Raw genomic sequence first — 21,710 nt, forward strand, 5'->3', positions numbered from 1 at the left:
GTGACCGACCGGATCCGGCTCGCCGTCGACTACCGGCCCCTCGACGAGGCGTTGGCGCACCGCATGGCGCGGGCCCTGATCTGGGAACCCCTGACCGGGATGACGATCGAGCAGGAGTACGACGGCCTGCTCGAGGCACTGGCGTCGGACCACCGACTGTCGACCTGGACGGGCGATCCCCGGGCGGAGGGGACGCCGATCCCGGAAGCGCGGTTCCGTGACTACCTGAGAGCCATCGTCCGGAATCTCGACGCGATGCGGCCGTGGCCCCGGCCGCTGATCCGCGTGCTGCCCGTCGAGATCTACGAGAGGTCCTACGCGAGCTCCCGGACGATCGCGCGGCTCCTTGTCGACGTACTCGACGTCCAGAGCCGGATCCATCGGGCACTGCTTCCGGTCGATCTCGCCGACGGCTCGCAGTACTGCGCGTCGGTCGTCGAACTGCGCAGCGGCCGGGAGATCGCGTTCGTCGGGGACTGGTTTCCCGACGACGGAAACGACTTCGTCGCCGTGCAGACGCGCGATCCGGACGTCCCCGCGGCCGAGATCGTCGCGGAGCTGACGTCCGATTCGACATTCGATCCCGAGGAGTGCCAGATCCTGCGCTGAGGCGTTCGCGGTTGCCAACGGTTCGTCGGAATCGCCGCGGGACGACCCGACGGTCGCGATCCTCGTCGGGTGCGGAGCTACCGATGAGCGAGCCTGCGAGCGAATCGTCGACACAGCGCCCGCGCGAAGCGCCGACCGAGCGCAGCGAGGGAGTGCAATGAGCTGGCTGACCAGCGAGATCGACGCCTATCACGACGGCGTCCCCTGCCCGGAGGCGCTCGCCGCAGCGCTGCGTGGGTCCGAGCTTCTCGTCCCGCTGGTCGACGGCGACCTCCCGATGTGCGTCGCCGACCGCGGGCTGGTGTGGATCTGCGCGTTCACCTCGTCACGCAGTCTCGCCCGGTTCGCGACGGCCCGCGGCGGGGGCGACGACGAGTGGACCTACCGGCGCGTGCGCGGCACCGAGCTGACCGACCTCGCGTACGGCGTCGCCGTCGACCTCGGCGGACGCAGGCCGATGTTGTTCCCGGCCGGGTGCACGTCGTGACCGCGTCCGGGTACCGGGCCGCGCCGGCCGCGATGAGGGACGCCGCCGACGGCATCGACGGGCTCGTCGGTGAGCTCGGGACGCTGACGACGGCCGGTCGTGCCGGCGCAGGCCGCGGCGTCGCGGCGCTGGAGCTCGACCCGGACCAGGTCGGGCACGACGAGCTCGCCGCCGCGTTCGCGACGTTCTGCGAGCGGTGGGAGTGGGGCGTGCGCGCGCTCGTGCAGTCCGGCACGGAGATGGCGGAGGGCCTGCGCGAGTCGTCGAAGGCCTACGAGAACGCCGACGCGGAGACCGGGTCGTTGTTCTCCCGGCTGCTCTCCGACGCCGTCGGGGATCCGCGCGCCGACCCGGAGCAGGCCGCGCGGCGCACGCCGGAGGAGATCCTGCGCGACGACTCCCCGGACTCGTCCTGGTCGGACGCCGGGAGGTCGATGGCGGACACCTGGTCGGCGGTCGGCAAGGACGTGCTCGACACCGGCACGGACCGGGTCCTGCGCTGGGCCGATGGCGAGAACCCGTACGCCCCGGAGCTCGACGCGCTGCACGAGATCGTGGAGTGACCGGTGGCCGCCGAACCAGGGCTCGCCGAGTCCGCCGATCCGGAGGCGCTCGTCGTCGCCGACCTGACGGCGGTCGACGGCGTCGTCGAGCACCTGCGCGCGCTGGGCGCCGCACTGGACCGGACCGCGAACGGACTGCGCGACATCGACACCGGCCAGTGGACCGGCGACGCGGCGGACGCGTTCCGGGAGCGCTTCGACGAGTCCCCGGTCCGCTGGTTCGCCGGCGCCGACGCGTTCTCCGACGCGGCCACCGCCTACGACGCCTACCGCAGGACCGTGCGGCGCTCGCGGGAGCAGGCGGCACGGGCCGTCGAGCTGTACCGCGCCGGACGCCGGACCTCCGAGGCGGCCGTGCGGGAGCGCGACGCCGCCGTCGCGGACTTCGACACGCGCCTCGCGGCCGCGACCACGACCGGCGGCCCGGCACCCGAACCGTTGCCGGATTTCACCGACCCGGGTGTGCCGATGATCGAGCAGGCGACCGCGATGCTCGATGCCGCGCGCCGGGACCGCGACGAGGCAGGAGCCGATGCGGCACAGGTCGTGCAGGTGGCCGCGGCGTCCGCGCCGGACCCGCCGTCGACGCTCGCGCAGGCGGGCGCGGAGCTCGTGGACGGGCTGGCCGAGGGCGGGCGACTCCTGGACGGCATCGGCGACGGCGTCGAGGACGCCGTGCGGGCAGCCCGGACCGTGAACCCGCTCGACCCGTGGAACCTCACGCATCCGGCGTCCTACGTGGACGGTGTGTCCTCGGTCGCGGCCGGTGCGGTGACGGCGCAACTGCATCCGGCGGAGCTGGTCAAGGGTGCCGTCGGGACGGGGTGGGGATCGGATCCGGCGACCGCTCTGGGACGCCTGGTCCCGGGACTCGCGATGTCCGCGACGACCGGTGGTCTCGGGCGTCAGGTCGAAGCGGCCGCGGCGTCACCGCGGATGTCGGCGGGACGTGCGATCGCCGAGGCGGGCAGTGGCACGAGTCCTCCGGAACGACCTCCACCGAAGACCGAGGACTCGCCGGACCTCCCGGCCCGCGCGGAGCTCGGACCGATGTATCGGGGTGAGCAGTACGGCCGCTCCCCGGTGTTCCCCGGGCAGCGGGTGGAGTACTTCGACGACGCGCGGCGGGAGAAGGCTCGGCTCACCGTTCGGGACGGCCTGCTCTACGACAGCGACGGTCAGCGTTTCGACTCGGACGGCGGGGAATCGTTCTGGTCCCCGGACGAGCCGATGGCGATCTTCGTCATGGACCCGAAGGGCAACTTGTACGTCTCGCTCGAGCAGGACGTCGGACGGATTCATCATTCGAGCCTGCTGGCCGGTGCCCCGGTAGCCGGGGCGGGCGAGATCTCGGCCGTGGACGGTCGGGTGACCGTGCTGTCCGAGGAGAGCGGTCACTACGCACCGCCGGCCGAATGCCTGGACCAAGTGGTGGACTACCTACGGAACGAGGGGGTCGACCTCGGCGAGACGGAGGTGAGGCGACATGGTGACTGAGTTGAGCAGGCCTGCGCGAGAGGTCGTCCACAAGATCCGCCATGTGATCAGGAAGGAGGCGCTCGACGAGGCACTGGCACTGCGGCACGCTCGTGCGCTGCTCTTCCGGCCGGTCATGGGGATGAGCGCGGACGAGGAGTACGCAGGTCTGCTGGAGGCTCTTGGTTCGGATGCGGACCTGGCGACCTGGTCCGGCGATCCGCGCTTCGAACGCGTGCTGTCCGAGGTGGACTTCCGGGCCCACCTCCGGCGGATCGTCGAACGGCTCGACGCGATGCGCCCGTGGCCGGTGCCGCTGTTTCGCGCGCTGTCGCCCGACTCGTGGTCCGAGTACACAGAGGCGCGGGTCGTCGGAGTGATCCGGCTCAGCGTGCCCAAGGTGGAGAGCCGCATCCACACGCACCTGCTGCCGCGGCCTCGACCGGATGGCATCGACGTGCAGGTGGCCGTGCTTCGGCTGCGGAGTGGTCGGGACGTCGCGGTGGTCGGTCACTGGTGGCCGGACGATCTCCGAGCCACGGCCGTCCTCGCCCGCGATCCGGATGTGTCCGCCGAGGACGTGATGGCCGAGTTGACGTCCGGCGACCACTTCGAGCCCGGTGAGGTCGAGGTCGTGGGCTGACCGCCGCCCCGGACCGGTCGAGATCGCACTCATGGTGGTTCCCGGCGGTCCGGAGCCGCCACTGGTGCGATCTCGGCGGGGATCGGGGTCGCCGATCGCCCCGGTGTTGGCAGTTCGGGGATCGGAGGGACAGGATGTGACGTCGATCGCGCAGTCAGTCACGAGGAGCCAGCGAAGTGACCTCCGCCCAGACCCCCGGTGCAGGAACCCCCGTCGTCCCGTCCTACGCGTCGGGGATCTCCGACACCCCGCTGCTCGGCGACACCATCGGCGACAACTTCGATCGCACGGCGGCCGCGTACCCGGACGTGGATGCGCTCGTCGAGGTGCAGACCGGTCGTCGATGGACCTACGTGCAGCTGCGCGAGGAGATCGACAAGGTCGCGTGCGGGCTGCTCGAGGCGGGTCTGCAGGTCGGGGACCGGGTCGGGATCTGGGCGCCGAACATGGCCGAGTGGACGCTGGTCCAGTACGCCACGGCGAAGATCGGCGTCATCCTGGTCAACATCAACCCGTCGTACCGGACGCACGAGCTGGAGTTCGTGCTGAAGCAGGCCGGGATCTCGGTGCTGGTCGCGGCACGGGAGTTCAAGACCTCGAACTACGCCGACATGATCGAGCAGGTCCGCGGCAACTGCGAGGAACTGCGCCAGGTCGTGATCATCGGGTCGCCGGAGTGGGACGCGCTCGTCGAGTCCGGCGCGTCCGGTGACCGGATCCGGCTGGCCGAGATCCAGGCGAGCCTGTCCGCCGACGAGCCGATCAACATCCAGTACACGTCGGGGACGACCGGGTTCCCCAAGGGCGCGACGCTGTCCCACCACAACATCCTGAACAACGGCTACTACGTCGGGTCGCTGTGCGGGTACGGGCCGGAGGACCGGGTGTGCATCCCGGTGCCCTTCTACCACTGCTTCGGCATGGTGATGGGCAACCTGGGCTGCACCACGAACGGCTCGACGATGGTCATCCCGGCGCAGGGGTTCGACCCGAAGGCCACGCTGAAAGCCGTCGCGCAGGAGAGGTGCACGTCGCTCTACGGCGTCCCGACGATGTTCATCGCCGAGCTCAACGACCCGGAGTTCGACTCCTACGACCTCTCCAGCCTGCGCACCGGCATCATGGCCGGCTCGCCGTGCCCGGTCGAGGTGATGAAGCAGGTCGTCGAGCGCATGGGTATGACCGAGGTGACGATCTGCTACGGCATGACCGAGACCAGCCCGGTCTCCACGCAGACCCGAGCCGACGACTCGTTGGACCGCCGCGTGTCGACGATCGGGCGGGTGCACCCGCACCTCGAGGTCAAGATCGCCGATCCGGAGAACGGCAGCACCGTCCCGCGCGGGACACCGGGTGAGATCTGTACCCGCGGCTACTCGGTGATGCTCGGGTACTGGGACCAGCCGGAGAAGACGGCCGAGGTGCTCGACCGCGCCCGGTGGATGCACACCGGCGACCTCGGGATCATGGACGACGAGGGCTACGTCAACATCACCGGCCGGATCAAGGACATGGTCATCCGCGGCGGCGAGAACATCTACCCGCGCGAGATCGAGGAGTTCCTCTACACCCACCCGGACATCCTCGACGCGCAGGTCATCGGCGTTCCGGACACCAAGTACGGCGAGGAGCTGTGCGCCTGGGTCCAGCTGCGTGAGGGTGCCGCGGACCTGACCGCCGAGGCCGTTCGCGAGTTCGCGACCGGCAAGCTCGCCCACTACAAGATCCCGCGCTACGTGATGGTCGTCGACGAGTTCCCGATGACGGTCACCGGCAAGGTGCGCAAGGTCGAGATGCGGGAGAAGACGGTCGACCAGCTCGGCCTCGGTGACGCGGCGTCGGTGCAGAACGCCTGATCACGGAGCGAGCATCGACAGCGCCGATGCGAGCTCCGCTCGCGCTACTCTCGTGCGCCGACGGGTGAATCCGGTCTAGCATGTCGGACACGCGCGTCCGGAAGGCCACGGGCATCCGGGCGCGTTTGTCGTGCAGCAGTGTCGCGACCGACGCAGTGCAGCAGTTCAGTGAAGCGAGGACGCAGGTGCCCACCGGCAGGGTGAAGTGGTACGACGCGGAGAAGGGCTTCGGCTTCCTCTCCCAGGACGGCGGCGAGGACGTCTACGTCCGCAAGGCGGCTCTGCCGTCGGGCGTCGAGGCGCTCAAGTCCGGCCAGCGCGTCGAGTTCGGGATGGCCGAGGGCCGTCGCGGCCCGCAGGCGCTGTCCGTGCGGGTCGTCGAGAAACAGGCGTCCGCCGTCGAGAACGCTCGTCGCCCGGCCGAGGAGCTGCACGGTCTCGTCGAGGACATGATGCGGCTGCTGGAGTCCCGGGTGCAGCCGCAGCTGCGGCACGGCCGCTACCCGGACCGCAAGACCTGCAAGCTGGCCGCCGAGGTGGTCCGCGCCGTCGCACGCGACCTGGACGGCTGACCCGCCGCACCCCGCCTCGGCGTGCCGCACCGGCTGCGACGGGTGCGGCACGCCGGCCAGGGGTGCGGCACGCCGGCGAGGGGTGCGCCGGCCGGGCCGGGTGTGCGTCCGGGTGGAAATTCCGGTTCGGTAGCGGTCGTTGACTCCTGCGTGCGTCTGTCGTTGCTGGACCGTTCGCGGACGCGGGCCGGTGAGCCGGATCCCGCGGCGCTGACCCGCACCGTCGAACGGGCGAAGCGGGCCGAGCGTCTCGGCTACCACCGGTTCTGGGTCGCCGAGCACCACGCGGTACCGGGGATCGCCAGCGGTGCGCCGACCGTGCTGATGGCCGCCGTCGCCGCCGCGACCGAACGGATCCGGATCGGCTCCGGCGGGATCATGCTGCCGAACCACCAGCCGCTCGTCGTGGCCGAGCAGGTCGCGACGCTCGCCGCGCTGCACCCGGGACGGATCGACGTCGGGGTGGGCCGGACACCCGCCTTCACCGAGCCGGTCCGCAGAGCCCTGCGCAGCGACGGCGAGGACGGCTGGGACGACACGGCGTTCGCCGCCGACCTGCGCGAGCTGCGCTCCTATCTGGACGGCACCGGACCGGTCACCGTCCGGCCCCGGCCGGCCGAGGCACCGCCCCTGTTCGTGCTGGCCACGGGTGCCGGTCTGCGGGTGGCCGGCGACCTACGGCTGCCCGTCGTCGTCGGTGGTCCGGTGCTCGACGACCGCGCCGCGCTGGACGGCTACCGCTCCCGCGCCGGCGACGACGCGTACGTCGTCGTGTCCGCGGACGTGCTGATCGGGGATCCGGAGCTGGCGCTGCCGGAGGCGTGGGCGCTGGCCGCGGCACGGACGACCGGTGAGTTCCCGCCCCTGGAACCACCGGACCCCGGGCGCCGGACGACCGAGCGGCAACGTGCCGTCGTCGACAGGGCTCTGGAACGCACGATCGTCGGGGACGAGGACACCGTCGCGGAGCGCCTGGACGAGCTCGTCGAGCGCACCGGTGCGGACGAGCTGCTGGTCACGTCGTCGACGTGGGACGGTGACGCGCTCGCCGAGTCCGACGCCCGTCTCGCCGCCGTGCTGTCCGGCGTCACCGGGCACGTGCCCTGACCCCGGAGCCTCAGGAGGCGACCAGCACCCACGTCGCGCGAACCGGGAAGTTGATCTGCCCGGTGGCCGGGTCCTGGACCGGCGCCGGCCCGAACAGCTGCACCTGCGCGGTGAGCAGCCGGTCGCGCGGGTCCGGCAGCGTCAGCGTGTAGTCGGTCTTCGAGCCGGGCGCGGCGATCGGGCTGCGGCCGTCGGTGCGGGTGCGCCCGTCCGGGCCGAGGTAGGAGAACGCGACCTGCCACGGCGCCGACGAGATCTCCTCCGGGACCGTGACCGTCACCGGTGTACCCGGCGGCAACGCGGCGGTCAGGCGGGCGTTCGCGTCGTCGGTGCAGTTCTGCAGTTGGTTGTCGCAGAACTGCGTCGGCGCGGCGGTGAGCGAGTTCCCGGCGACGTCGAACGTGACGTTCGGCGGCGTCGACGTGCCGCACCCGGCGAGGAACAGGGCGGCGGCCGCGAGGGGGAGCAGAACTCGTCGCACGCCGCCAGACTACGGAGACCGGGTTGCCCCGACCGGACGCCGGGTGGGCGCCTCCCGCGCACCGAGACCCGGCACCAGGCTGCCGCCGCCCTGCACGGCCGCGGCCTGCGCCGCGAACAGCGCGATCACGCCGGCCACGACGGCGAACCCGATCCAGTACGTGCTGTGCGGCAGCAGGACGCCGAGCGCTCCGCCGAGCACCCAGGCGAGCTGCAGCCACGTCTCCGATCGCCCGAACGCCGACGCGCGCGCGTGTTCGGGCAGGTCACGCTGGATGACGGCGTCCAGGCAGACCTTGGCCATCGCGGACGCCGTCGAGCCCACCAGGCCCGCGACCGCGGCCGTCGCGATGCCGGGCAGGAACGCGGCCAGTACGGCGACGGCGACCGAGGCACCGGCACACACCAGCACGACGGGTCCCGACGCGCCGAAGCGGATCCGGGTGCCGACGGCGTTGCCCAGGAACAGGCCGGCGCCGGCCGCCGCCCCGACGATGCCGATCAGGAGCAGCTGCTGCGCCGGGTCCCCGCCCGCCTGCTCGGCCGCGAACTTCACCACGAACGCGACGAACAGCGTGAGGAACCCGGTCAGCACGCGCACGGCGCTCGTACCCCAGAGCGCGACGAGCACGGCCCTGCTCACCGGCGCCCTGTCCCGTCGAGACGAGCGCATCGACGCCGCCACCTCGCCGGACGTCGACTCCACCCAGCGCGGGATCCGCATCGACAGCACGGTCCCGACGACGCCGAGCACGGCCGTCCAGTAGAGCGCGCCGGACGAGTCGAACAGGTAGGCGACACCTGCCGCGACCGCGCCCGCGACGCCGCCCGCGACCATGCCGAACGTGGTCAGCCGCGAGTTCGTCGTGGCCAGCGTGATGGCGGGCGGCAGCACCCGAGGTGTGACGGCCGCCTTGAGCACCAGGAACGACTTGGACAGCACCATCGCGCCGAGCGCGGCCGGGTAGAGGATCCAGTTGTCGTAGTTCAGCGCCATCACGACGGCCAGCACGGCCCGACCGGCGCAGGACACGGCCATCGCGATCCGCCGCCCGCGCTGCATCCGGTCCAGCAGCGGCCCGATCACCGGCGCGATCACGGCGAACGGCGCGACCGTGATCGCCAGGTAGAGCGCGACGTTCGTCTTGGACTCGGCCGTGGCGGCGGCGAAGAACAGCGTGTTCGCCAGCGCGACGGCGACGGCGGCGTCCAGCGCGTACGTGACCATCGTCGCGTAGGTGAGCGCGGTCAGGCCGGACCGGTCCGCGCCGTCGGCGGTGGCCGCGCGGCGGAACGTGTACGTGGCCCACCCACCGAACTGGCGGCCGCGGTAGGCGGCGACCCGGGTGACGGTCAGCTTGCGCGGGATCCGGGGCGACGACGGGCGGGGCGGGTCCTCGGCGTCCGGACCGCCGTCGCGCGGAATGGCGTGCGTGTCGCCGTCGCGCGGGATCCGGGCCGTCGGGTCCTCCGGCTCGGGCCCGCGGTGCTCGGACGGCAGGAACGCGGTCGGCCCGTCGTCCCCGTCGGAACGCCCGTTCTGCTGCGGAGGGGGACCGGGGCGCGCCACGGGTTCATTGTGGCAAAGGGGACCGACGAAAATCCGGCCGTCAGGCGGGAAGACGCACCCGGAACATCGTCGGCCAGAGCTTGCCGGTGAGCAGGTACTCGTCGCCGCCGAGCGCGGCGATCCCGTTCAGTACGTCGGCGCCCTGCCGCTGCTCCGGCGTCAGCAGGCCCGACGCGTCCACCGCCGCCGTGACCTGCCCGGTCGCCGGGTCGATCCGCACGATCCGGTCGGACTGCCAGACGTTCGCCCAGACCTGGCCGCCGACGCACTCCAGCTCGTTGAGGTTCGTCACCGGAGCGCCGTTCTCGGTCACGTCGACGCCGCCGGTCTCGGCGAACGTCGACGGATCCTGGAACCGCAGCCGTGCCGAGCCGTCGGAACGGACCAGCCGGTTCCCGTCGTGACACAGCCCCCAGCCCTCGCCGGACATCGGGACCGTCCGCAGCAGCCGGAACGTCGCACGGTCCCACTCGAGCGCGACGCCGTCGGTCCAGGTCAGCTGCCAGATGCGGTCCCCGGAGACGGTGATCCCCTCGCCGAACCAGTCGTTCGGCACCGGAACCGAGCGGCGCAGCGCGCCGGTCGCCGGGTCCAGCTCGCGGAGCTGCGAGCGCCCGACCAGGCCCGTTCCCTCGTAGAGCGCCCCTCCGCCGGGCGCGAGCTCGAGGCCCTGGGTGAACGCCGACGGGTCGTGCGGGACCTGACCGAGCACCACCGGACGCACGCCGGGAGGCTCCGGCGAACCACACGCCGTCAGCACCCCCATGACGAGCAGCGCCGCGGCGACGGCCCGCACCCCCCTCACCATGGCGTCAGCATGCCCCGGGGGCCCGGTGCCTGCGACGACGGGTGGCACACTGTGCAGGTGAGCGAGCTCGCCATCGAACACGGCAGCGCCGCGAACGTGGCCGACGAGCGCCAGCGAGGAGGGTTCGTGAGCACCGTGACACCCACCGAATCGGACGTCCTGCGGGACGCGGTGGACCGTGCCCGCGACGCCGCGGTCGACGAGGCCGCGACGGAGGTCGGTCCGGCGGAAGCGGCCGAGGTGGTCGGCGACCATCTCGGCGTCGAGCCCGAGGACGACGGCTCGCTGACCCACCTGTTCGCGGCCGAGCTCGCCGGCTACCACGGATGGCGCTGGGCCGTGACGCTCGCGTGCGTCGGCGACGGCGACCCGGTCACGGTCAGCGAGGCGGTCCTGCTGCCCGGCCCGCAGGCGCTCGTCGCGCCCGCGTGGGTGCCGTGGGACCAGCGGATCCGGCCCGGCGACCTCAAGCCCGGCGACCTGCTGCCCCCGCCGCCCGACGACCCCCGCCTGGTGCCGGGATACGCCCAGTCCGAGGACCCGGCCGTCGAGGAGGTTGCCACCGAGGTCGGTCTGGGTCGGGAGCGCGTGCTGTCCGTCGCCGGTCGCGACGACGCCGCCGAGCGCTGGCAGTCCGGTGACCACGGCCCGGCCGCCGACATCGCCCGCTCCGCGCCCGGCTCGTGCGGTACCTGCGGGTTCCTGCTGCCGCTGGCGGGCTCGATGCGCGGCGCGTTCGGCGTGTGCGCCAACGAGTACGCGCCGGCCGACGGCCAGGTCGTCGCCGTCGGGTTCGGATGTGGTGCGCACTCGTCGGTCGTCGCGGACCTCGGCTCGCCGGTGTACGTCTCGGCTCTCGTCTACGACGACGGCGTGGACCTCGAGCCGGCGGGCTCCTGAACACCGACCCGTTCGGAACGGCCGCCCTGCGTGAGGCGGTCCTCGGAGCGTGGTCGTCCTCGCCGACGCGCTTCCGCGAGGACGCGAACGCCGAGGAAGACCTGCGCCTCGGCGGGTACGCCGACACCTGGTGCGTCGAGCTGCTGCAGAACGCCGCCGACGCGGCGCGCGCGGCCGGCGTGCCCGGTCGTGTGCGGATCACGTTCTCCGACGGCGAGTTGAGGGTCGCGAACACGGGTGCGCCGCTGACCGCGGACGGGGTCGCCGCCCTCGCGTCGCTGCGCGCGTCGGCCAAGCGCGACGAGCCGGGCGCGACCGGACGGTTCGGCGTCGGCTTCGCGGCGGTGCTGGCGGTGAGCGAGGAGCCCCGAGTCGTGTCGACGACGGGTGGTGTCCGGTTCTCCGCGGCGTCCACTTCCGAGGAGGCGGACCGGCTGCCCGGTCCCGCAGCCGAGCGGCGGCGTCGGGACGGCCGGGTTCCGGTGCTGCGCCTGGTGTGGCCGGTGGACGAGTCGGTTCCGGAGGGCTGGGACACCGAGGTCCGCCTGCCGCTCGCCGACCCCGACCGCGCGGCGGCGCTGCTGGACGACGCGCATCGCCTCGTCGCCGATCTCCTGCTCGCTCTCCCCGGTCTGGAGACCGTCGAGGTGGACGGCGCGACGACCGCGCGCACCGTCGAGCCGGACGGGACGGTCCGGATCGGCGCCCGGCGATGGCGGACGGTGTCCCGGGTGGTGCCCGCCGCGGCCGGGCTGGTCGACGCGGAGCCGAGCGGCGCGGGGCTGACCGATGCGGGGCTGACCGATGCGGGGCCGACCGACGCGGGGCCATCCGGCTCGAGATCGACGGGCGTGCGGTCGGCCGATGCGGGTCCCTGGACCGCCGCCGAGGATCGGGTCGAGGATGCGACGCTCGTCTGGGCGCTCCCGTCGGACGGGCACGGGCTGGACGACACCGAGACGCTGCATGCCCCGACCGCGACGGCCGAGCAGCTGTCCCTCCCGGCCCGTCTGCTGGCTCCGTTCCCGCTCGACCCCGACCGCCGCCGGATCAGGACGGGCCCGCGGACCGACGCACTCGTCGAGTTGGCGGGTGCCGCGTACACCGACCTCGTCCGCGCCTGCCCGCCGCGGGATCGCGCCGCCCTCGTTCCGGCGCCGGGGTTCCCGCGCAGCCCGCTCGACGGCCGACTGCGCGACGCGGTGACGGAGGCCCTGACCGCGACTCCGTGGATGCCCGGCGCGGCCGGCGAGGACCTCGCCCCGCGGCGCGCGGAGTGGCTCGACCTGCCCGGCGCCGACGGCGTCGCGGAGCTGCTCGCGGCGCCCGGACCGCGCGACGCCGCGGTGCCCGGACCGGTCGGGTCAGCGCTCGCACCGGATGACGCTGCGCCCAAGCCGAACGAAGGGCACCTTCGGGCAACGACATTGCTCGAAGGTGCCGTTCGTTCGGACAGTGGGGCCGGAGCCGGAGCCGGAGCCGGAGCCGGAGCTGGGACCGGAGCTGGGGTTGGGGCCGGGACCGGAGCCGCGGCCGGGGCTGGGACCGGAGCCGGGGCTGGGGTCGGGGTCGGTGGGGGCGGCGTAGCGCGCGGCCCCGAGCCCGCGTTCGCGAACCTCCTGGCGTCCGGTGCCGAACCACCTGCCGGCCTCGGCATCGCGCGGGTGTCCGCGTCCGAGATGACCGACCGGCTGCTCGAGGTCGCGGCACCGCCGGACTGGTGGCACCGCCTCTACGACGCGCTCGACGGCCCGGCCCGCACCGTGCCCGGCCTGCTCGACGAGCTGCGCACGTTGCCCGTCCCCCTCTCCGACGGTCGGCTGGTGCGCGGTCCGGCGTCGGTGCTGCTGCCGGAGTCGCACACCGACCCCGCCGTCACGGCCGTTGCCGCACTGGGGCTCTCCGGCCTGCACGTCGCGGCTCCGGAGGCCGTGCACCCGTTGCTGCGCCGCCTCGGAGCCGGTGAGGCGGACCGCGACGCGCTGCGCGCGCACCCGGCGCTGCGGGCGGCCGTCGACGGGTCCCTCGACGACGCCGACGCCGGCCTGGACGTCGAACCGCTCGCGCACGCCGTGCTCGCGTTGCTCGACGGTGCGGACCCCGCCGGATGGGCGGGCGCGCTCGCGCTCACCGACGACGAGGGCGCCCCGGCCAGGGCCGACGAGCTCGTCCTTCCGGACGCCGCGATCCGCGGGCTGCTGCACCCGGACGCCCCGGTCGGCGTGCTCGACGCGCGGTGGACCGCCGCGGGCCGCGACGCGCTCGTCGCGGCCGGGGTGCTGGACGGGTTCGCGGTAACCGTCGCGCTCGACGCCCTCGACGACGGCGACCGCTGGGCCGACGACCACCCGGACGCCCCGGTCACCGGAGTCCGCGACCTCGACCTCGTCGCCGACGACGCGTGGCCCGCGGCGCTGCGGCTACTGGCAGGCGGGCGGGAGACCCGGGCGGCGCTGCTGACACCGGACGGCTACACGTCCTGGTGGCTGGCCCACCACGCCCGGCTCGACGGGCACCGGCCCGGCCACTGGGCGCTGGCGTCGGCGCCCGACACGGCCGGGCTGATCGACACGGTCCCGGTCGCGGGAGTCGACGACGCCGTGCTCGCCGCGATCGGCGTGCGGGACCGGTTGCACGTCGAGGACGCGACCGACGCGGCCGACCTGCTCGACCGCCTCGCCGACCCGGATCGCACGCCGACACCGTCCGGCGTGGCCGCCGCGCACCGGGCGCTGACGGACGCACTGGCGGCGGGCCGGATCGAGACCGACGACGTCGATCCGCCCGCCCGGGTGCGGACGGTGACCGGGGCGCTGGTGGACGCGGACGACGCCGTTGTGCTGGACGCTCCGTGGACGCTGCCCGCACTGGACGCCGGCGTGGTGGCGGGCGGGGGTCCCGAGCTGCTCGCCGAGGTGCTCGACCTGCCGCTCGCCTCCGAGACGGTCGCCGGCCGGCCGGTCTCGGCGGGGACGGCGACGCGCTGGTCGGAGATCGTCGAGGTGGCGGTGGCGTGCCACACGCTGGGCGTCGCGGTGCCGGACGGCGTGCTGCTCCTGCACGAGCGGCTCGAGATCGACCTGACCGCGCCCCGGACGGCCCGGATCACGGTCCCGACCTGGCCCGGAGCTGACGGCCGGTGGCACGCGTCGGACCCGCTGCGGGCGCTGGTGGCGGCCGTTGCGGATATTCCGGACAACGGTCCGGAGGACGGCTCCGAACCGGCGGTGGCCGCGGGCGACGTGCTAGGAAGTGGACGTGAGCCCGTCGAAGCCGAACCCGGAGTCGACACTGCCCCGTCGGGTCGCCGTCCTCTCGGTGCACACGTCGCCGACGGAGCAACCGGGCACCGGTGACGCGGGCGGCATGAACGTCTACGTCGCGCAGACCGCGACGCGGATGGCCCGCCGCGGCGTGGAGGTCGAGATCTTCACCCGGGCCACGTCGTCCGAGCAGCCGCCGGTCGTCGAGCTGGCGCCGGGCGTGCAGGTCCGGTTCGTCGCCGCGGGCCCGTTCGAGGGGCTCGGAAAGGACGACCTGCCGTCGCAGCTGTGCGCGTTCACCGCCGGTGTGCTGCGCGCGGAGGCGCGCCACGAACCCGGCTTCTACGACGTCGTGCACTCGCACTACTGGCTCTCCGGTCAGGTCGGCTGGCTCGCCAGGGACCGCTGGGGCGTCCCGCTCGTGCACACCGCGCACACGCTGGCACGCGTGAAGAACGCCGCGCTCGCCGCAGGGGACACGCCGGAGCCGCGGGTCCGGGTGATCGGGGAGGACCAGGTCGTCGCCGAGGCCGACCGGCTCGTCGCGAACACCGAGATCGAGGCCAAGCAGCTGATCGACCTCTACGACGCCGACCCGCGCCGCACCGTGACGATCCCGCCCGGTGTCGACACGGAGCGGTTCCGGCCCGGGGACCGGTGCGCCGCCCGCGCCGGCCTGGAGCTCGCCGACGACGCCGTCGTGCTCGCGTTCGTCGGGCGGATCCAGCGGCTCAAGGCACCGGACGTGCTGTTGCGTGCGGCGGCCGAACTGCTGGCCCGCACGCCGTCGCTGCGGGAACGGCTCGTCGTGCTCGTCGCGGGTGGCCCGTCCGGCAGCGGGATGAGCGAGCCGACCTCGATGCAGGAGCTGGCCGCCGAGCTCGGCATCGACGACGTGGTCCGCTTCCTGCCGCCGCGTGGTGGGGACGACCTGGTGCACGTGTACCGGGCCGCCGACGTCGTCGTCGTGCCCAGCTACAACGAGTCGTTCGGGCTCGTGGCGCTGGAGGCGCAGGCGTGCGGCACCCCGGTCGTCGCGTCGCGGGTGGGCGGGCTGCCGGTCGCCGTGGCGGAGGGCCGGTCCGGGCTGCTGGTCAGCGGGCACGACATCTCCGACTGGGCGGACGCACTCGGCGAGCTGGTCGCCGATCCGGGCCGCCGGGAACGCATGGCGACGGCCGCGGCCGGGCACGCACAGAAGTTCTCATGGGACCGCACCACCGACGCCCTGCTGGGCGCCTACGACGAGGCCCGCACCGAGTACCGGGCGCGGGCCGGAGGAGCTGACCGAGCCTCATGACCGAGCTGGACCGGCTGGTCCTGGACGCGCTGCGCGAGATGGAGGTCGACCACGTCCACCGCGGCGACGGCCAGTTCATCGTCACGCTGCCCGGGACCGCGCGGCTGCAGACCCACTGCTGGCTTCTGATCCGCGACCAGACGATGGGCGTGCAGGCGTTCGTCTGCCGCCGGCCGGACGAGAACCACGAGGGCGTCTACCGGTTCATGCTGCAGCGCAACGCGAAGCTGTACGGCGTGCATTACGCGATCGACCGGGTCGGGGACATCCACCTCGTCGGGCGCGTCCCGAGGCACGCGATCACACCGGACGAGATCGACACCGTGCTGGGCTCGGTGCTCGAGGCGGCCGACGGCGACTTCAACACGTTCCTCGAGCTCGGCTTCGCGAACTCGATCCGGCGGGAGTACGCGTGGCGCACCGAGAACGGTGAGTCGACGGCGAATCTGAAGGCCTTCGAGCACCTGTTCGCCTAGGCGCCATACCATGGCGCGCAGACCGCAGAACCGGACATTTCCTGTCCGACGCCGGATCTCGCGAAGGAGCGACCCTTGTCGATGCGCAGCCCGTACCCGGACGTCGAGATCCCCGACGTCTCGCTGACCGAGTTCCTGTTCGCCGACGGGTTCGGCGACCGGGCGGACGCGCCGGCGTTCCTGGACGGAACCACCGGGAAGTCGTTGTCCTACACGCAGTTCGTGGGCTATGTCGAGAAGATCGCCGCGGCACTGGCGGAGCGCGGGATCTCCGACGGCGACGTCGTCGCGCTGTTCGCGCCGAACCTGCCCGAGTGGGCCGCGCTGTTCCACGGCATCCTGCGCGCCAACGGGATCGTGACGAGCGCGAACTCGATGTACACGGCCGGCGAGCTGGCCCACCAGCTCAAGGACTCCGGCGCCAAGCTGCTGATCACGGTGTCGCCGTTCCTGGACCGCGCCCTGCCCGGCGCGAAGGAGGCCGGGATCGAGGCGGACCACGTCCTGACGATCGACGCCGCCGACGGGCACGAGTCGCTCGCCGACCTGCTCGGCACGTCGGCCACTCCGCCCACGGCGAACCGGACGGCGCAGGACACGGCCGTGCTGCCGTACTCGTCGGGCACCACGGGCCTGGCCAAGGGCGTGATCCTGACGCACCGCAACCTCGTCGCGAACCTGTGCCAGGTCGCGGTGATGGGCGAGGTGACGTCCGAGACCAAGATCATGGCGTTCCTGCCGTTCTTCCACATCTACGGCATGACCGTGATGATGAACCAGGGTCTGCACGCGCGGGCCACCGTCGTGACGATGCCGAAGTTCGACCTCGAGCAGTTCCTGACGATCACGTCCGAGCACCAGGTCGACCGGCTCTACATCGCGCCGCCGGTCGCCGTCGCGCTGGCCAAGCACCCGATCGTCGACAAGTTCGACCTGTCCTGCGTGAAGGCGATCTTCTCCGGCGCGGCACCGCTGGACGGCGAGCTGGGCCGGGCCGTCGCGAAGCGCCTGGACTGCATCGTGCTGCAGGGCTACGGCATGACCGAGCTGTCCCCGGTCAGTCACTGCATGCCCGACGACCGCTCCGACCTGGACCTCAACTCGTCGGGCTTCGCGCTGCCGAACATCGAGTGCAAGCTCGTCGACCCGGAGACCGGCCAGGAGGTCGGCGTCGGGGAGCGCGGCGAGCTGTGGGTCAAGGGACCGAACGTGATGGTCGGATACCTGAACAACTCCGATGCCACTGACGCCACCAAGGACGCCGAGGGCTACCTGCACACCGGCGACATCGCCGTGGTCGACGACGAGGGCGTCTACTCGATCGTCGACCGGGTCAAGGAGCTGATCAAGTACAAGGGCTACCAGGTGCCGCCCGCCGAGCTGGAGGCCCTGTTGCTGACGCACGACAAGATCGCCGACACCGCCGTGATCGGCGTGAAGGACGCCGAGGGCGAGGAGGTGCCGAAGGCGTTCGTCGTGAAGCAGGCCGCGGGCGCCGACCTCACCGAGGACGAGGTCATGTCGTTCGTCGCGGGAAAGGTGGCCCCGCACAAGAAGGTCCGGGTCGTCGAGTTCATCGACGAGATCCCGAAGTCGGCCAGCGGCAAGATCCTCCGGAAGGACCTCCGGGCGCGCGAGAACGCCTGACGTCGGGCCGATGACTTTCGGCGTCCTCCTCGGTCGACCACCAGGACAGTGATCGACCGAGGAGGCGCCATGCCCCGGACCCGGGTGCACAACCTGAACATCTCGCTCGACGGCTACGCAGCCGGCGAGCACGTGACCCTCGACGAGCCGATCGGCGGGGCAGGCCGGCTCTTCGGGAACTTCGACGGGCGGTTCATCCACGGGATCGACGACGTCGACGCTCCCGTCACGGTGGACCGGGCCCTGACCACGCTGTGGGGCCAGGGGATCGGTGCCGAGATCATGGGACGTCGCAAGTTCGGTCCGCAGACCGGCGAGTGGCCCGACGACGGGTGGCAGGGCTGGTGGGGCGACGAGACGCCGTTCCGCACGCCGGTGTTCGTCATGACCCACCACCCGCGTCCGCAGATCGACTTCGCCGACGGGACGAGCTTCCGGTTCGTCGGGGGGACGCCGCAGGAGGTGCTCCGCATGGCCCAGGACGCCGCGGACGGGCAGGACGTCCGGCTGGGAGGAGGCCCGTCGTCGATCCGCCAGTTCCTCGAGGCCGACCTGGTGGACTTCATGCACCTGGTCGTCGTGCCGATCACGCTCGGACGGGGCGTGTCGCTGTGGGAGGGGCTGGGCGACGTCGCGGACCGCTTCACCGTCGAGTCGATCACCTCACCGAGCGGGCTCACCCATCAGCTCTGGAACAGGACGTCGTAGGTCGCCTGCACCACGCCACTGGCGAACCGGCGCTCGTCGCGCAGCCTCAGCTGCCGGCGCACGCCCGCCGACAGCACCGGGATCCCGCCGCCGCCGAACAGGACCGGGAACCAGAACAGCTGCACGACGTCGACCAGGTCCAGCCGCATCGCCTCGGCGGCGAGGGCCGGCCCACCGATGGTGAGGTCGGTCCGGCTCGCGGCCTTGAGCTCGCGCACCGCGCCGACGTCGAGGTGCGGTTCCACCCGGGTCCGCTGCGTCGGTACGTCCGCCTGCGCCATCGTCGACGAGAACACGATCTTGTCGGCGGCCTGCCACGTGGCGGCGAAGGTGGCGTCCCCGTCGGACTGTTCGGCCAGCTCGGGGATGGTCTCCCAGACCATCATCGTCTCGTAGGTCCGGCGGCCGTAGAGGTACGTGCCCGCCTGCGCGACGGTCGCCGTGACCGCCGCCAGGAACTCCGGGTCCGGTTCCGCCCAGGAGTAGTCGCCGTCGCCGATGAAGCCGTCCAACGACGTCGGCGTCACGTAGATCAGCTGTCCCATGCGCGTCCCTCCGCGGTCAGGTCACGGGAACCCCGGCCGGTCCCGCCTCAGTGACCGGAACGCGCGGTGGTTCTCATCGGTGCCGACTCAGACGGGCGCGGGCACGAGCTCCCAGCGGTTGCCCTCCGGATCGGACACCAGCGCCGACGGCTCGTCCGTCGGACCACGCTCCACCGCGCCGCCGGCGCAGAGCGCACGCAGGCAGGTGTCGTCGACGTCGTCGACGATCACACGGGTGTGACTGCGGGTGCCGCGCCACGACGTGTCGCTGCGGCCGAGGACGAGGATCGCCCCGTCACGACGCTCCAGCTCGACCTGCCCGGCCGCGCACCGGCACTGCTCCGCGCATCGCGGTGACTCGCGGAATCCGAGTACCTGGGCGATCCAGTCCGCGGCGGCGGACGGGTTCGAGTACAGCAGGCAGGGGATGACGCCGAGGTAGCCGCGGATCGCGTTCGACATCGGTGACCTCCGATCGCGAGCGTGGTGTGGTTCGTAGCCGCTCGGACCATGTGGTTCGGTTCCCGCCGCCGTCCGGATCGGTCATGTGTCGGATCGGTGTGAAGTTGCTCCGACCCGCTGTCCCGACTGCTCCGCCCTCAGGAAAGCGATATCCGCTTGGCGGAAGATCCTGTCGTCGAGGACCGCGAGAGGGACGGAGCCTGACCCGACGGCCGGACGGTCAGTCCCCGGTGCCCTCCGGCGCGTGGACCTCGCGCCGGAGGATCTTGCCCGTCGGGCCCTTGGGCAGCTCGTCGACCGTCCACACGTGGCGCGGGTACTTGTAGGCGGCCACCCGCTCCTTGACGAACGCCCGGACGTCGTCCGGCTCGGCGGACTCGCCGGGCTTGAACGCCACCGCGGCGCCGACCTCCTCGCCCAGTTCGGAGTGCTTGATGCCGATCACCGCGGCCTCGGCCACCGCGGGGTGCTCGTAGAGCGCCTCCTCGATCTCGCGCGGGTAGACGTTGTAGCCGCCGCGGATGATCAGGTCCTTCTTGCGGTCGACGATCGTGTAGTAGCCGTCGGCGTCCTTCGTGGCGACGTCCCCGGTGCGGAACCAGCCGTCCGGGATGGACTCGGCGGTCGCCTCCGGGCGCCCCCAGTAGCCCTTCATCACGTTCTCGCCGCGGATCGCGATCTCGCCGGGCTCGTCGACCCCGACCTCGTTGCCGTCGTCGTCGACGACCTTCATCTCGCAGCCGCGCACCTCGAAGCCGATCGACCCGGGCTTGCGGTCCCGGCCGGGCTGGTTGAACGACGCGACCGGCGACGTCTCGGACAGGCCGTAGCCCTCCAGGATGATGCAGCCGAACGCGTCCTCGAACGCCTTCATGATCTCCACCGGCATCGCCGAACCGCCCGAGATGCAGGTGCGCAGCGACGAGACGTCGGCGCTGCCTGCGGAGTCGTGGTGCAGCATCCCGGCGTACATCGTGGGGACGCCCTCGAACACGGTGACCTCGTCGCGGCCGATCACCTGCAGTGCCTTGCCGGCGTCGAAGCGGGGGATCAGGGTCAGGCAGGCGCCACTCGCGACCGACGCGTTCAGCCCGCAGGTGAGCCCGAACACGTGGAACAGGGGCAGGCAGCCCATCACCACGTCGTCCGGCCCGATCTCGATCAGTGTCTCGGCGGACGTGCGGCAGTTCGTGTCCAGGTTGTGGTGGGTCAGCTCGGCGCCCTTGGGCTGGCCGGTGGTGCCCGAGGTGTAGAGGATCACCGCGGTGTCGTCGTCGGCGCGTTCGACGGCGTCGGTCACCGGCGTGCCGGTGAGCTGCTCCGGTGACGGCCCCATCGCTCCGACGACGACGGAGTCGATCCCGACGGACGTCGCGGCCTCGGCGACGGCGTCGCCCCCGCCGTCCCAGCCGAACACCAGCGACATGCCCGAGTCGGTGAGGTAGTACTCCACCTCGCGTGCCTTGAGCAGCGGGTTCATCGGAACCACTGCGGCACCGGCCAGCAGCGAGCCGTAGAACAGGATCGGGAACGCCGGCACGTTCGGGAGCACGAGTCCCACGCGGTCGCCCGGCTTCACCCCGCGGTCGACGAGCATGCCGGCGACGGCTGCGGCTCCCGCGTGCAGGTCGGTGTAGGTGAGCACGGCGTCGTCCAGGCGGACGGCGCCCCGGTCGCCGTGCTCGGTTGCCGATCGGACGAGGTTGGCCGCGAGGTTGGTCATGGGCGCGGACCCTAGTGCCGGAGGGCGCCGCTCACAGTGCGGGCGGAGGTCCACTGTCGAGGGTCCTCGTGAAGAAGACCCGGTGGCGGCCGTCCTGCTCGGCCCGGTGCGTCTCCACGTACCCCCTGCGGGGGTAGTACGCGATGTTCTCGGTCATGGCGACGTTGGTGTACAGGGTGATCCGGTCGTGGCCGAGGCGGCGGGCCTCGTCATCGGCCAGTGCGAGGAGCACGCCGCCGATCCCGCGCCCCTGCGACGCCGGGTCCACGGCGACGTTCTCGAGCAGCAGGTGGTCTCCCTCGTCGACGAGAACGGCGATGCCGACGATCCGGCCGGCGTCCTCGGCGACCCACAGCGTCGCGGCGTCCACGGCGGCCGCGTAGTCGGCGGTCATCGGAGCCGGTTCCCTGCCGATACGATCGACGTAGTGCCGGTATGCGTCGCGGGCGAGCCGCGCGGCCGCGTCGGCGTCCCGCGACTCCGCCCGCCGGGTAGTGATCATGATTCGACGGTAG

21 protein-coding genes are annotated in these 21,710 nt (G+C 72.5%); 14 read left to right on the forward strand and 7 right to left on the reverse strand.

The window, feature by feature from the left end:
• The 8 genes from EV378_RS20330 (at position 1) to EV378_RS20365 (ending at position 7,313) form a co-directional block, all read left to right on the forward strand.
• The gene (locus tag EV378_RS20330) at positions 1 to 609 is read left to right on the forward strand and encodes a hypothetical protein (protein ID WP_132428676.1); all 609 of its coding nucleotides are present in this window, start codon (positions 1 to 3) and stop codon (positions 607 to 609) included.
• Positions 610 to 766: 157 nt separating this feature from the next.
• Positions 767 to 1,096 carry an SseB family protein gene (locus tag EV378_RS20335; RefSeq protein WP_132428678.1) on the forward strand — a complete coding sequence of 110 codons (330 nt, stop codon included), beginning with the start codon at positions 767 to 769 and terminating at the stop codon, positions 1,094 to 1,096.
• Complete coding sequence (locus EV378_RS20340; RefSeq protein WP_132428680.1) at positions 1,093 to 1,659, forward strand: type VII secretion target; 567 nt, start codon at positions 1,093 to 1,095, stop codon at positions 1,657 to 1,659. Before EV378_RS20335 ends, EV378_RS20340 begins: the two co-directional genes overlap by 4 nt.
• Positions 1,660 to 1,662: 3 nt before the next feature.
• Positions 1,663 to 3,156, forward strand: coding sequence for a WXG100 family type VII secretion target (locus EV378_RS20345; protein WP_132428682.1), 1,494 nt, complete (start codon positions 1,663 to 1,665; stop codon positions 3,154 to 3,156).
• Positions 3,146 to 3,778 carry a hypothetical protein gene (locus EV378_RS20350; RefSeq protein ID WP_132428684.1) on the forward strand — a complete coding sequence of 211 codons (633 nt, stop codon included), beginning with the start codon at positions 3,146 to 3,148 and terminating at the stop codon, positions 3,776 to 3,778. The genes EV378_RS20345 and EV378_RS20350 overlap by 11 nt, the downstream gene beginning before the upstream one ends.
• A gap of 176 nt (positions 3,779 to 3,954) precedes the next feature.
• Positions 3,955 to 5,634 (forward strand): AMP-binding protein, encoded by a 1,680-nt coding sequence (locus EV378_RS20355; protein ID WP_132428686.1) that lies wholly within the window; start codon positions 3,955 to 3,957, stop codon positions 5,632 to 5,634.
• A 185-nt stretch (positions 5,635 to 5,819) separates the two neighbouring features.
• A complete protein-coding gene (locus EV378_RS20360; protein ID WP_132428688.1) occupies positions 5,820 to 6,206 on the forward strand; it encodes a cold-shock protein in 387 nt (128 codons plus the stop codon).
• 150 nt (positions 6,207 to 6,356) lie between these two features.
• Entirely contained in the window at positions 6,357 to 7,313 is a 957-nt protein-coding gene (locus EV378_RS20365; protein WP_132428690.1) for an MsnO8 family LLM class oxidoreductase, read from the forward strand.
• Between the two features lie 10 nt (positions 7,314 to 7,323).
• Here the strand turns inward: EV378_RS20365 and EV378_RS20370 are convergent, their stop codons facing one another.
• From EV378_RS20370 to EV378_RS20380, 3 genes are read right to left on the reverse strand one after another with little or no spacing between them, the layout of a single operon-like run.
• The gene (locus EV378_RS20370; protein WP_132428692.1) at positions 7,324 to 7,794 is read right to left on the reverse strand and encodes a DUF2771 family protein; all 471 of its coding nucleotides are present in this window, start codon (positions 7,792 to 7,794) and stop codon (positions 7,324 to 7,326) included.
• Positions 7,795 to 7,803: 9 nt separating this feature from the next.
• A complete protein-coding gene (locus EV378_RS20375; RefSeq protein WP_243653671.1) occupies positions 7,804 to 9,363 on the reverse strand; it encodes an MFS transporter in 1,560 nt (519 codons plus the stop codon).
• A 40-nt stretch (positions 9,364 to 9,403) separates the two neighbouring features.
• A complete protein-coding gene (locus EV378_RS20380; RefSeq protein ID WP_132428694.1) occupies positions 9,404 to 10,171 on the reverse strand; it encodes a glutaminyl-peptide cyclotransferase in 768 nt (255 codons plus the stop codon).
• A gap of 126 nt (positions 10,172 to 10,297) precedes the next feature.
• Between EV378_RS20380 and EV378_RS20385 the strand changes: the two genes are divergently transcribed.
• The 6 genes from EV378_RS20385 to EV378_RS20410 all read left to right on the forward strand — a co-directional run bounded on the left by EV378_RS20385 (position 10,298) and on the right by EV378_RS20410 (position 18,465).
• On the forward strand, positions 10,298 to 11,071 hold the full coding sequence (locus EV378_RS20385) for a DUF3027 domain-containing protein (RefSeq protein ID WP_243653932.1): 774 nt from the start codon (positions 10,298 to 10,300) through the stop codon (positions 11,069 to 11,071).
• Positions 10,969 to 14,427, forward strand: coding sequence for a sacsin N-terminal ATP-binding-like domain-containing protein (locus EV378_RS35420; protein WP_165922403.1), 3,459 nt, complete (start codon positions 10,969 to 10,971; stop codon positions 14,425 to 14,427). The genes EV378_RS20385 and EV378_RS35420 overlap by 103 nt, the downstream gene beginning before the upstream one ends.
• Complete coding sequence (gene mshA, locus EV378_RS20395; RefSeq protein WP_132428700.1) at positions 14,330 to 15,634, forward strand: D-inositol-3-phosphate glycosyltransferase; 1,305 nt, start codon at positions 14,330 to 14,332, stop codon at positions 15,632 to 15,634. Before EV378_RS35420 ends, mshA begins: the two co-directional genes overlap by 98 nt.
• Positions 15,631 to 16,110 (forward strand): type III secretion system chaperone family protein, encoded by a 480-nt coding sequence (locus EV378_RS20400; protein WP_132428702.1) that lies wholly within the window; start codon positions 15,631 to 15,633, stop codon positions 16,108 to 16,110. Before mshA ends, EV378_RS20400 begins: the two co-directional genes overlap by 4 nt.
• A gap of 81 nt (positions 16,111 to 16,191) precedes the next feature.
• Complete coding sequence (locus EV378_RS20405) at positions 16,192 to 17,757, forward strand: AMP-binding protein (protein ID WP_207908965.1); 1,566 nt, start codon at positions 16,192 to 16,194, stop codon at positions 17,755 to 17,757.
• A 69-nt stretch (positions 17,758 to 17,826) separates the two neighbouring features.
• Entirely contained in the window at positions 17,827 to 18,465 is a 639-nt protein-coding gene (locus EV378_RS20410; RefSeq protein WP_132428706.1) for a dihydrofolate reductase family protein, read from the forward strand.
• On the opposite strand, the gene EV378_RS20415 is transcribed toward EV378_RS20410, so the two are convergent.
• From EV378_RS20415 to EV378_RS20430, 4 genes are all read right to left on the reverse strand, one after another.
• The gene (locus EV378_RS20415) at positions 18,441 to 19,010 is read right to left on the reverse strand and encodes a dihydrofolate reductase family protein (RefSeq protein WP_132428708.1); all 570 of its coding nucleotides are present in this window, start codon (positions 19,008 to 19,010) and stop codon (positions 18,441 to 18,443) included. The two genes, EV378_RS20410 and EV378_RS20415, sit on opposite strands and share 25 nt — an antisense overlap.
• Positions 19,011 to 19,097: 87 nt before the next feature.
• Entirely contained in the window at positions 19,098 to 19,472 is a 375-nt protein-coding gene (locus EV378_RS20420) for a VOC family protein (protein ID WP_132428710.1), read from the reverse strand.
• Between the two features lie 220 nt (positions 19,473 to 19,692).
• The gene (locus EV378_RS20425) at positions 19,693 to 21,195 is read right to left on the reverse strand and encodes a long-chain-fatty-acid--CoA ligase (RefSeq protein WP_132428712.1); all 1,503 of its coding nucleotides are present in this window, start codon (positions 21,193 to 21,195) and stop codon (positions 19,693 to 19,695) included.
• A gap of 31 nt (positions 21,196 to 21,226) precedes the next feature.
• Entirely contained in the window at positions 21,227 to 21,697 is a 471-nt protein-coding gene (locus EV378_RS20430; RefSeq protein WP_132428714.1) for a GNAT family N-acetyltransferase, read from the reverse strand.
• Positions 21,698 to 21,710 lie beyond the last annotated feature (13 nt).

This window comes from Pseudonocardia endophytica, assembly GCF_004339565.1.
Classification (GTDB): domain Bacteria; phylum Actinomycetota; class Actinomycetes; order Mycobacteriales; family Pseudonocardiaceae; genus Pseudonocardia; species Pseudonocardia endophytica.